Origin of the sequence: Rossellomorea aquimaris, from assembly GCF_000935355.1 — a bacterium.
GTDB lineage: Bacteria > Bacillota > Bacilli > Bacillales > Bacillaceae_B > Rossellomorea > Rossellomorea aquimaris_B.
The window spans coordinates 254062-266476 of the sequence record NZ_JXZC01000002.1; the positions used below are offsets into that span (position 1 = coordinate 254062).

Genomic DNA, 12415 nt, shown 5'->3' on the forward strand with positions numbered 1-12415 from the left:
ATAGTTAAGGATGATTTTTTTTATATTTCAAAAGGGCTTACCCTTTTAAAAGCTCTCTTGCTGCTCCCTCATCCGTGATGAGCACGGTTTTCGGTGGGGCACTCTTCATATACGCCCGAATCGCTTTCGCTTTCGAGTTGCCGCCAGCGACGGCAATGACGCTTTCGATGTGACTTAAATCTTCTAATTGCAGGCCGATCGTTGGCACCTTATGTACCACTTCACCCGCTTCGTTAAAATAATAACCAAATGCCTCACCGACAGCATGACCATCTGTGATCTTCTCAAAGTCTTCATCAGTGGTCTTTCGTCTTTCAGCCATTGTGATAGCATCTCCAATCCCATGGAGAACCATGTTAGCCGATTTGATCAAATTCAAAACTTCTTTGATCATCGGTTCTTTCAAGAAGGACTTGTATACCTCTTTACTAACCTGATCCGGCACATACAAAACACGATGTCGCGTTCTCGTATGCTCAGCCATCTTGGCACATATGGTGTTAGCCTGGTTTTTAACATCTTCCCCGATTCCACCCCGAGCAGGAACAAACAAGGTTTCTTCAGAGAAATCAGGTGTCAGCCTTTCTGCCACGGCTGCCATCGTCGAACCTCCAGTCACAGCGATGATAGTATTTCCTTTCAGGCGACGTTTCATACTAGAAGCTGATGCACGCCCTAATTCTTCTTTTACCCAAGGAGACTCATCACTATTCCCAGGAACGATTACAATTTCATGAAGATTAAGTAAAGATTTTAATTCCCGCTCCATTACGTTGATTCCAGAAACCTCTCTCATCATGCTTTCCAGGTTCTCCAAAAGCTGAATACCATCCTCCGTCATGATCATGCCAGAGGTCTTGATATCAATGAGATCTTGGTTGTTAAGGAACTCCACTTCGCTTCTCAGTACACGTTCGGTCAGGCCCATGTTCTGAGCAAGACTTCTGCGTCCGACAGGCTGCATGAACCGGATGGAACGAAGAATTTGATGCCTTTTTTGCATAACTTCAAGCAGGTCAGGTAATAATCGCTTTTGTATGTCAATTAAAGATTCCATAGATAAAAGCTCCTTCAAATGAAGTGCGTGGATATGATGGACTATAAAAGTCCCACCTAGACATATTATGTCCCACTACCTCCAAAAAAATTCATCCCTGCTTTCAAAGTTTATTTTATCAGGGTATGAATCGTAATTCAACTAGAAACTATCGGGTTTTTTCATGTAAACGCTTGCTGAGCGTAAAATAATCAATTTGCCCATACTGAAGGATTTCCCCGTCCAGTTCCACGACAGGGATCATGAGTCCGAAACGTTCTGTCAGTTCATCACTTTCCTCGATGTCGATCTCATTTATCGCGAAGCCCAGTTCATCCTGGAGGAGCTTTAAGGTGATTTTTGCGTCTTCGCATAATCCGCATTGGGTGCGTGTGTAGAAAATGACTTGGTTCATGTACTTCCCTCACTTTATACTAGGTTGTGTTGGTGGGTCCGGTCAGTGATTTTGTCCGGTGCCATTGTCCGGTGCCAGGCACCAAACTCACTTTTAGTGCCTGGCACCAACAGAAATCGTTTTATTCATACCTCTTCCTCATCGTCGAAGAAGTGATGCCCATTTGATCACGGTATTTGGCAATTGTCCTTCTAGAAACATCATAGCCTTTATCCAATAGTATATTGACAATTTTCTGGTCGGACAGCGGCTTTTTCTTGTCTTCTTCATCAATCAGCTTTTGGAGCTCATTTTTCACCGTCCGCGCGGAAGCCGCTTCGGAATCCTCGAGACGTACCGATTTAATCGCCGAAGTGAAGAAATACTTCAACTCGAAGATTCCATACGGTGTCTGCATATATTTCCCCTTCACAGCGCGGCTGATGGTGGATTCATGAACATCGATCTCATCGGCCACCTGCTTTAATGTCAAAGGCTGGATGGCCGATGGACCTTTTTGAAAGAAGGCCTTCTGCTTTTCAACGAGCATCTTCCCCACCTTGAGGATCGTTTGCTTTCGCTGTCTTAAACTCTGCAACAACCACTGGAAGTCCTGCTCCTTTTCCTGAAGATAGGACTGGACTTCCTTATCAGGGTGATGCTTCAAGAAATCTGTGTACTCTTCATTATATGAGACGTTGACGGTTGTGCCATCATACAACGACACGGTCACGTTATTCCCATCGATCACATGCACGACCAGTTCAGGAATAATGTATTCAGCGATTTGCTGAGAATATTTTGAGCCGGGTCTCGGATTGCAGTGCTGGATGAAATCAGCCGCCTGCTGGATGTCTTTCAGCTCAACCCCAAGATCCTTCGCGATTGCTTTCCACTTCTTTTCGGCAAAAGCTTGAAAATGGTTGTCTACAATCATGGCAACCAGAGAGGGAACGTCTGCCTTCTTCTGCAGCTGAAGGGAAAGACACTCCTGCAGACTCCTTGCTCCTATCCCTGCCGGTTCCAATTCCTGTAATCTATTAATATAGTGATCAAGTTGAGCCCTTTCCAGACCATGTGTTTGAAGGAAGGATTCTTCGTCCACCCTCAAATATCCATTGTCATCCAAGCTGTATATTAATTCTTCCATTACCTTTCGATCAAAGGAAGTAAGCGATTTCAAATTTAATTGAACAGATAACGCATCCGCAAGAGTCCTCTTAGGCACGGATACATATTCATACCAATCCACCGTATCTTCATGGTTGCCTGAATTTCGTTTATAAGTATAAGGTTCTCGTTGATGGAGGGGGTCTAGCTTAGGCGGTTCTAATTGTATAAGGGGATTCTCTAATTGCTTAGCTTCTAAATAAGCATTCAGTTCCATCGTAGAATATTGGAGGATGGTGATGGCTTGAGAAAGCTGTTGCGTCATTTGAAGTTTCAGTTGTTGATTTTGAAATAGTCCTGCTTTCAAATTCATGATTATTAACCTCCCATTTATCTATTCTACAATAAAATCGGTTGTTCGTTAATGGGAATTCGTTGGTAGTTGGTGGGTTTGTACTATTATATAATTCTTTCCTTCAAAACTTTACGGAGAGAGCGGTAGTTGATTTCCGCTGCAGGTGCTCGCTTTCCGCTCCAATCAACTGTCGTGGTGTAGATGTTCTTACATCATAATAACAACTCTTATTAATATTATTCACAGTTTATTATCAGTAGAATTAATAGAATCCACAAAAAAAGACCTCATGCCTGCTGATAAACTCAACAAACATAAGGTCTCTGGTACGCCCTCGGAGGGAATCGAACCCCCATTTTAAGAACCGGAATCTTACGTGCTATCCGTTGCACCACGAGGGCATGAAATAAATAACCGTCACGAATACATATTATAAGGTAGATATTGCTTGTTTGCAATAGATATTATGGTTTATGTCTTTTTTAGATTATCTATTAATATCTTTTAAATTAGTTAATTCTTAACTCTAACAGGATTTGACTTACTCATTATCTAATTATCTATCCTGTTAAAGAACCACAGAGTGGATTGAAGCGGAAGGCACTTGACTCCTGCGGGAATAGCGGGAAAGTTGAGACCCCACAGGGCAAAGCCCTAGGAGGCTCAACTCACGCCCCGGGGAATCTTGTGCCTGCAGCGGAAAGGAACGGTCTATGATTCACTTTATACTGTTTTAGAAGGTAGATACTTCATTCACAGAAATTGATCTTCTACTAACTTAAATAACAACAATCTTCCCAAAACACCCCCGTTTAAAAAAGGTATGAATGGGTATCATGTAGAAAGGATTTATATACAGGATAATAAAGGAATCGTTTAGTTTGACCTTTATTGACCATGGGTGTATGATAACAGTACAAAGTGAATAAGTAACTCTAACAAATAAAAAGGATTTCTAAGGAGGAACCAGGATGAATTTAATTCCTACAGTAATTGAACAAACAAACCGCGGTGAACGTGCCTATGACATTTATTCACGTTTATTGAAAGACCGTGTCATCATGCTTGGAAGCGGAATCGATGACAATGTGGCGAACTCCATTGTAGCACAGCTACTATTCCTTGAATCTGAAAACCCGGAGAAGGATATCTCGATCTACATAAACTCTCCTGGCGGAAGCATCACGGCAGGTATGGCCATCTATGATACCATCCAATACATCAAGCCTGATGTACAGACGATCTGTATCGGTATGGCGGCTTCAATGGGTGCGTTCCTTCTTGCAGCAGGTGCAAAAGGCAAGCGTTTAGCCCTTCCAAATGCTGAAGTGATGATTCACCAACCACTTGGTGGAGCTCAAGGACAGGCGACAGAAATTGAAATCGCTGCAAAGCGTATTCTTTTCCTTCGTGAGAAACTGAACCAAATCCTGGCTGATCGCACAGGTCAACCACTTGAAGTGATTTCAAAAGATACGGATCGCGATAACTTCATGACAGCGGAAAGAGCGCTTGAATATGGTTTGATCGACCGCATCATCACTCGTAACGAAATGAACAATAAATAAGAATTTTAAAAGCCTTCGCGACTGGTCGCGAAGGCTTTTTTTTGGCGATCAACACTAAATAAAGAAGAGGCTTCCTTTAATGGAAGCCTCCCTCTTTTATTTTTTTTCTGACTTTTTCTCACAAACAGGCACCAAAATTTCACCGTTCATCCCTTTTTTCAATAAAAGGTGCAGGATGGTTTTGGATAGCCTGCTTGGATGGTATGGTTTGACGAGATAGTCATTTGCCCCAAGCGTGAGCCCCTTTTCTTTCTCATCCAAAGCCGAGGATACGATGATCGGGACTTGGGCGAGATGTTCATCCTCTTTCATCTTCTCGAGGACATCCCATCCGGACATGCTTCCTTCAAGCATGATATCCAGAACGACGGCATCCGGTTTCTCTTCCTTCATTTTGGTTAAGGCTTCATTTCCCGAGGGGGTATGCTGTACCTTGAAGCCACTGTCGGAAAGTTCGGTTTTGAGTAAAGATGCCAGATTGATATCATCTTCAATGACGATGATATTCATGCCATCCCCGCCATGTTCATCATCCTTGAAGGTTTCGATCGTTACGATCGGCAAGCGGATGGTGAACACACTCCCTTTTCCTTCTTCGGATGTCACTGTGATCTTCCCTTCATGGGTTTCGATGATTTCCTTTACGATCGTCAGACCCAAACCGGTCCCGCCGATCCTTCTTTGATCAGAATTATCGACACGATAAAACTTGGTGAACAGGTTGGGAATGGCTTTCTGTGGAATTCCAAGACCTTCATCACGGATTTCGATGGTGATGCATTCTTCCCCTTCACGGAAAATGACGGTGATGACCCCTCCGTCAGGGGAGTACTTGATGGCATTGCTGATTAAATTGGTAAATGCCTGGGCAAGCTTATCCCGATCACCCAGTACGATTGTACAGTCTGTCTCCCTGGCAATATTAAAGGAATGATGGGGAGCATTCACCTTTTGGGTATCAATTACCTGCTGCATGATCGGTACGACATCTTCAAATCTCCGCTCGAAGGTCTGTCGCCCCGATTCCATACGCTGGACATCCAGGAAGTCATTGATCAGTGACGTCAGCCTTTTCGCTTCCTGGTAAATCGTCGTTAAGTATTTCTTCGTTCTTTCGGGCTTTAATTCTTTTGTCAGCATCAATTCCGTAAAGCCAAGCACACTTGACAGCGGAGTGCGAAGTTCGTGACTGACGGTGCTGACGAATTCCGATTTCATTTGATCGACTTCGAATTCTTTTGTAATATTCCTGTGAACGAATATGGTGCCGATCTGCTCATCCCCACGATAGAGGGATTCGGAGTATACCTGGAACACCTCTTTACTGTCCGACAGCCGGTAAATAAGAAGATGTTTACCGGTCTTTCCTCCCTTCACAATCGATTCATAATACTCATGCAGTTCCTCTTTGTCTTCGACCTGGGCAATCAGTGCCTGCTTCCAGGTGTGATAGCATGACTGTTGAAGTTCGTCTATTTCACCCTCGATCAAGGCAGACAATTTCGTATTCATCAATAAGTTGTTTCCGTCTTTATCGATGAGCTGTATCCCCTCTTGAATATTATTGAGAATATCCTGCGTTAACTGACGATTGGTCTCACTCTCTTCAAACAGGGTGATCTTCTGCAGGGAAATTGAAATTTGCTTTGCAAGGCTCATGTACTCCACCAATTCATGCTTATTGAAATCATTGCCGAACCGGCTGAATACCATGATGGCTTCCACTTTTCGATCAGCTGAAAGCACGGGTAAAAATAGATCATATGAGTACAGGGTTTCTTCATGGTACCCCTTCTCTGCCGGCGTCATTTCCCTTTTGAGGGAGAAGGGTTCTCTCGAATCGAATAATCGCTGGTGAATCCCGTTATAGATATACGTTAAAAACTGGGCAGCCCCGTTTTTGGAAATACCGAACGAAGCACTGGACTTCTGTTCATCCATAAGGACAATCATCCCACGGGAGGCCCCCATCACATGACTCATGCTTTCGACGATGCTCTGCAGTACCTCTTGCTTGTTCAGGGAGCTTGATATCCCATGAATGAATTCGTTTCTGCGTTCCAGCTGTGCCTCCCTGTTCTTCGTCATATTCAGGAGGTGCTCAAGCTCAGATTGCTGTGATTCCAGCTCATCCTGCTGCGCCTGCAATTCTTCATTCTGGGCAAGGAGATGCTCTTCCTTCTCCTGGATTTTATAGATCATCTTTTCAAAGGCCCGTGACATCTTACCGATTTCATCTTTTCTTTTATTGTTAAACGCCCAATTCTGGTATGCATCGCTCTCTGCAATTTGCTCTGCTGCTGAAGCCACTTGATCGAGAGGCTGACCGATTTGCTTGGCGATCATTCTCATTAACCTCATCAGAACGAGAAGCATCAGAAAGACAAAGACAATGAAAGCTGTCTGACTTAGAGACTCTTTCCGTTTCACCTCATCATAAGCACTTCGTTTACTTTGTTCGATAGAGTCAGCATACCCGTTCAGCTGGGTCTGGAATGTTTCGATCCTGGCTGTGGCACCACTGGCCGAAGCCTCTTTCACAGCCTCTATATCCCCCTTTTCAAAACTGTCAATGATAGGTGGGACCAATTCCTTAAAGTATAGGTTGGAAAACTCCTCCACATCTTTCACGAATAGCTGATCTTCAGGTTCCATTTGTAATTCCTTTAACTTACTCAACGTATCATTCACTTTTTTCTCTTGATTAAAGATACTCTCTTTGAATTCCTTCCTTCCAAAGGCGATGTATCCCCTCGCATCAAAGAAAGCCTTTTGAAAATCTCTATCCAATTGTTCAGCTACGTCTTCTTTTTGATTTAGCCCGTCTCTTTGTACCTGATAGTCATTAGCAATCGTCTGATCATATACATACAAAAATGCCGCACCAATGAAAAAGATGACAATAAAGCCGCTCATCAACCCGATGAACTGATTTCGTAAACTTGTTTGAAAAAACTCATTGATCTTCTTCATTCAAAATATCCTCGATCCGCAGAACAAGCTCTGCCGGACTGTACGGTTTGGCAATGAAATAATCGGCTCCCGATTTCAAAACAAGATCTTTATCCGTCTGCTGGCTCTTTGCAGACACCATCATGATCTTTACCGTGCTTTTACCGGGTGAATTTCTCACCCTTTCGATTACTTCCAGACCAGTCAGCAATGGCATCATATAATCGAGGAGAATGAGATCATAGTCATTTTCCATGATGTGATCGATCGCTTCCTGACCGTCTGCCGCTTCATCCAGCTCATGCCCTTCGTCTTCCAGTGTATCCACCATCAACATCCGAAGGACTTCTTCATCTTCAGCAATCAATATTCTCGCCATGTGTTATTCCCCTTCTTTCTCAAAAGCTTTCTTCATTTCGTAATAGGACTGCTTCAATCTCTCATGGGAGGTCGGGTGGTCCCATGTTTCCCATTTGTATGGATAAAACTCTGCAGGATCGATAAACCCATTTTCATTCCGTTCAGGGTATGAAAATACCTTTTCTCCATCCGTTTCATATAGACCGATTTTGATAGAATCAAGGGTGATGGAGCTTTGGATACCTTTTTCTGACCAGATATCCCCCATTGCTTCTTTCAGGCTTGGGTCCTTTATATTCAGCAGCTGCCAGGGTATACGGATTTCATATTGCCCTTTTGAGGAGTCAACACTGATATCCGTCAAGGAATCATACGCTTCATCCTGAGGATTCGAGGTACCGAACTGGAGAATACCGGTTTCATAGGATTGAAACGGGATGTTTTCTCCTTCAACCTCCAGCGATTTGTTCAGTGTCAGCCGGATTGGGTGGTACTTGCCGTTATCTTTCACTTTGGCATATTTCTCTTCCTCGATCATGTGGAGGACGTGCCCGTAGTGATAGTAATGGGTATCGTAATAGCTGTCTATCCACAATCTGGCTTCTTTGGTTCCCTTAATATGCAGTGCAAAGTCTACACCTTTTGTAGACACACCATTCATATCAGGTAGCGTGGATTGCCCCTGATCCCCAATCGTATCAAAGAGCAGGTAGGTATCTTTCCCTTCTTCTATGCGGTCAGAATCTACACGAACATATACAAATCGCTCGTCACTCGTCACATACATGCTGTGCCCGTCTTTGTCGAAAGCCGGTTGGATTCCATTGAAGGACCAGTCTTCCCCTCGCCCATCCACATGGATCATGCTGCTTTTACTAGCACCAGGGTCGAAGCTCACCATTCCAAACTGCTGCTCATTCGTCTGGGCATTCTGCCAGAAAGGGCGTCTGTCGGGGTTGTCATAATCCATCGTATTCCACGTCCGTTTGAACCATTCATCCTGCCAGGCGAACACCATTCCCCCCGCCATTTTTTCTTCCACAATATCTTCGAATAATTTCCTGTCGATTTCACCCTGCTCTTTTTCTGAATGATGTCCCTGATCCATCCCGTAGACGTTTTTGTGAGTGAGTCCCCTGGACCCCGGTACACCGAATTCCGCTACAACTAACGGCATGGAGTGGGCTTTCTTCAAATCATTCAGATAGCCTGCATAGTTATTCTTCTCTCCCCGGTGATCGATATAGTCGACATACTTCTGCTCATAATTCAGAAAATCCGGATAATACGGATAGATATGATAGGAAGCAAATAGACCTGTTTTCAATTTATCCGTTCCCTTCATGACGTTAGGGTCAACCGACACCATGTCTTCTTTCTCCAATGGTTCACTTGGATGCTCCAACAGATCAGTCGTGACCCAGTTCGTGAAGCTCACCGGTCTTTGCCACTGATACGTATCGGCTTCATACTTGATTCCTTCGTTCATTCGTTGGGTCAGCCAGATCTCGAATGGCTGCGCCTTTTCGGTTCTTATATATTCGCCTTCGAAGTCCTGGAGTCCTTTATGCTTTTCATTTGTTGCAAGGACCACTTCGGGATCCCACTCTACCCCAAAGATCCACCCAAGGACGTACGGGGAAATATCATACGTGTAAGATCCCGACGCGTGACCTTTTCTCTCAGGTATTTCAGCGTTCCCATGAACCAGATCGATGGTCTTTTTGATTTCAGACGCAAATTCATCCGTGTTCTCTTTCGCAAACGCATCTTGGGACTTCAAGAATATCTCTTCATTGACCCATACCCCGTGGAATAAATACAGAGGCTCTTCCGCCATCTGATTATACTCGTAAAAGGCTTCATAAAATTCTGGAGGATGGATGGTATAAATCCGGAGGGAGTTGGCTTTCATCGCTCCGATTTGCTTGAACCACCTCATGTATTCTTCTTTGGAAATGGCTGTTTCACCGGGAAAAGAACCCGGTCTTGCGATCCCCATGTTCACCCCTTTGATGAGGAGATCTTCCCACTTCCCGTCCTTCTTTACCTGAATATAATCAGCGTCTGTCTTTCCTGCCAGCTTCAGACCCTTCTCATTGGTGATTTCGACGGTTTTCTTCTTCTTCGTGTCATCATCCATTTGGATATCGTTCAAGATAGCCGTCATCATAGGAGTATAGGCTTTCCAGTAAAACTGGGATGAATCATCGGGTTTCGATGATCCCGTCCACTTTCTCCAGGATGAAAACCCGACCGTCTGATAAAGGCCTGGCACATCTGCCTGATCCGCATAATCCCCGCTAAAATAGTAAGTGTCGTATTGACGGTTCTGACCGTGGACGACAGCCGGGACTGTCACCGGCAGATTCAAGGCTTTCATGACATCCTTCCCGCTCTTTGACAATGACAGCGTGTAGTCAGCCATGACCTCATCGGGGTTGATCGCTTCGACAATATCGAACCAATAGGAATAAGGGGTGCTGATTTTTTCACCGATCAACTTTTCACCATCAGGAGTAGTGGAAAAAACCACTCCCTTATCCCCGATGTCTTCCTTATCAAGTACCACCAGACGATCATTTTCTTCCACCAGTACATAGCCTGGACCTTTGAAATTATAGGCCTCTTCATACTGTTTCTCATAATTATCCCTCACCCACTGGGGCACTTCACTGTTTTCCAATTCAGGGAAGTACCTTCCGATCCATCCGGACCACTCCAGATTGAAAAGGGAATAGAATTTCTTGCGCGTTGCTTCCTCAGTAGGCTGCGCCATGGAATTGAACTCGGCGATCAATGTTTTTCCATCCTTCACCGCCATGTCCTTCAGTGCGTCCATATCCTTGTCCGTCAAGCCTCCATAAAGCTTGGTGGACCGCTTGCCTGATAGATTCTTATTATGAAACTCTTCTTCATACACCCCATACGTATCGGCTATGTAGACCGCATCATATTGGTCTGTGGAAGAAGGGATGTTCTTTATATTGTAGGTTTGGTCCTTTTTCGGCACAAATCCTATATAGTCTTTCTTCAGGTCGTACCTTTCCCCATTGGATTGAACATATTTCTGTTGATTCAAGAGCCACATTAACCCCTTATGTTCCCTGTATGTCGTATCAGGTACCGTTTTATCGATGATCAACAGGTCCAAATCTTTATCTCCCTTCACCTGCCAAAGCCAAAACGGGGCAGAGATCAAGAGGACAATACCGACGATGAACAAAACAAACCAATAAGATTTCAGCTTTCTCATTTTGAAACTCCTTTTCTTGCCATTTCTCCCCATCCCCTCTTTTTGCGGAGCACGTCTAGTATCCCCTCACATCGCCAGAGAACGGTCAATGGACGGTACCATAGCGTCTCGGTCAATGAATAAGCAAAAAGCCGCCCGATATCGGATGGTTTCGGGAACTTTCTGACAGACCATTCTTCAAGGAGGACAGCTGCCATGGACAATACCGATCCATAGAGGATGGATAACAAGAATAATAGAATGGCAAATTCCAGATATACGCCGCCCAGGAAGATGGAGAAGATCATGATGACGTATCCCATCAATTCAACGACAGGTCCCAGGAATTCTATGATTAAGAAATATGGCATGGACACCATCCCGATCGAACCATACTTCGGGTTAAACAGGAGCTTACGGTGGATCCAGAGGCTTTCAAATAGTCCCCGGTGCCATCTGCTGCGTTGACGCCTCAAGTATTTCAATGACTCAGGTGCTTCCGTCCAGCTGACGGGGTCGGGAACATAGACAATCTTTTTATTCGCCTTTTGCTCCTTCACATACCGGTGAAGCCTGACAACGAGCTCCATGTCCTCCCCTACGGTATGGGAGTATCCGCCGGCATCTACGACCCAGCGCTTCGAGAAGACACCGAATGCACCGGAAACGATCAACAATAGGTTGTGTCTGCTCAAACCGATCCTGCCCATCAGGAATGCCCTTAAATATTCGATCACCTGCATGACGACAAGGGGCGAACGGGACAAACTCACCTTAATAATTTCCCCGCTTTCAATTTCACATCCATTGGCAATCCGGATGCTTCCACCCGACGCGATGACTTCCCCATCTGATTCAACAATCGGTTTCATCACTTTCAGGAAAGCCGTCCTCTCAAGCACTGAATCCCCATCGATGGAACAGAAATAAGGAAAGTTCGATACGTTGATCCCGGCGTTCAAAGCATCAGCCTTCCCTCCGTTCTCCTTGTCGATGACCAGGAGGTTATTATACAGTTTCGACTGATATACTCCCCTCACCGGCTGTGTATCCAACTGCTTACGGATGACCCACTTGATTTTCACCAATTGAAACGCTTCGATGAGTTTCTCCAGCGAATCATCGGTGGAACCGTCGTTGATGATGATGATTTCGTATTCAGGATACTCTATGCTCAGGAGTGACCTCACCGTTGCCATGATCCCCACTGACTCATTGTATGCCGGAACCAATATGGACACAGGCTTCGTTTGGTGCAGATGCATAAGCTCCTCGTACGGTTCCCATTCATCAAGGCCATAGGTTTTCCTTAATTGAAACAGGGAAATCACGAGGAGAATTGTATAAAAAGAGATTACGAGTATCATATAAATGAGCACGAACCATCCAATGATCATCATGATAT

General features: G+C 44.6%; 8 protein-coding genes and 1 tRNA gene. 1 reads left to right on the forward strand and 8 read right to left on the reverse strand.

The features are described 5' to 3' along the window. Positions 1 to 37 precede the first annotated feature (37 nt). The 4 genes from TV75_RS08370 to TV75_RS08385 all read right to left on the reverse strand — a co-directional run bounded on the left by TV75_RS08370 (position 38) and on the right by TV75_RS08385 (position 3296). On the reverse strand, positions 38 to 1057 hold the full coding sequence (locus TV75_RS08370) for a sugar-binding transcriptional regulator (protein WP_044338276.1): 1020 nt from the start codon (positions 1055 to 1057) through the stop codon (positions 38 to 40). A 148-nt stretch (positions 1058 to 1205) separates the two neighbouring features. After that, a complete protein-coding gene (locus tag TV75_RS08375; protein WP_044338277.1) occupies positions 1206 to 1451 on the reverse strand; it encodes a glutaredoxin family protein in 246 nt (81 codons plus the stop codon). A 121-nt stretch (positions 1452 to 1572) separates the two neighbouring features. After that, the gene (gene rpoN, locus TV75_RS08380) at positions 1573 to 2913 is read right to left on the reverse strand and encodes an RNA polymerase factor sigma-54 (RefSeq protein ID WP_044338278.1); all 1341 of its coding nucleotides are present in this window, start codon (positions 2911 to 2913) and stop codon (positions 1573 to 1575) included. Between the two features lie 311 nt (positions 2914 to 3224). Continuing rightward, a tRNA-Arg gene (locus TV75_RS08385) sits at positions 3225 to 3296 on the reverse strand. Positions 3297 to 3866: 570 nt separating this feature from the next. On the opposite strand from TV75_RS08385, the gene clpP reads away from it, so the two are divergent. Beyond that, the gene (gene clpP, locus TV75_RS08390; protein ID WP_044338279.1) at positions 3867 to 4463 is read left to right on the forward strand and encodes an ATP-dependent Clp endopeptidase proteolytic subunit ClpP; all 597 of its coding nucleotides are present in this window, start codon (positions 3867 to 3869) and stop codon (positions 4461 to 4463) included. A gap of 96 nt (positions 4464 to 4559) precedes the next feature. Here clpP and TV75_RS08395 read toward each other — a convergent pair whose 3' ends face one another. The 4 genes from TV75_RS08395 to TV75_RS08410 are packed head-to-tail and all read right to left on the reverse strand — an operon-like array spanning position 4560 to position 12410. After that, on the reverse strand, positions 4560 to 7436 hold the full coding sequence (locus tag TV75_RS08395) for an ATP-binding protein (protein ID WP_044338280.1): 2877 nt from the start codon (positions 7434 to 7436) through the stop codon (positions 4560 to 4562). Beyond that, positions 7420 to 7794, reverse strand: a complete 375-nt coding sequence (locus tag TV75_RS08400) for a response regulator transcription factor (RefSeq protein WP_044338281.1) — start codon at positions 7792 to 7794, stop codon at positions 7420 to 7422. Before TV75_RS08400 ends, TV75_RS08395 begins: the two co-directional genes overlap by 17 nt. 3 nt (positions 7795 to 7797) lie before the next feature. Then, a complete protein-coding gene (locus TV75_RS08405; protein WP_044338282.1) occupies positions 7798 to 11031 on the reverse strand; it encodes a hypothetical protein in 3234 nt (1077 codons plus the stop codon). Next, positions 11028 to 12410 (reverse strand): glycosyltransferase family 2 protein, encoded by a 1383-nt coding sequence (locus TV75_RS08410; protein WP_044338498.1) that lies wholly within the window; start codon positions 12408 to 12410, stop codon positions 11028 to 11030. Before TV75_RS08410 ends, TV75_RS08405 begins: the two co-directional genes overlap by 4 nt. Between the last annotated feature and the right edge of the window lie 5 nt (positions 12411 to 12415).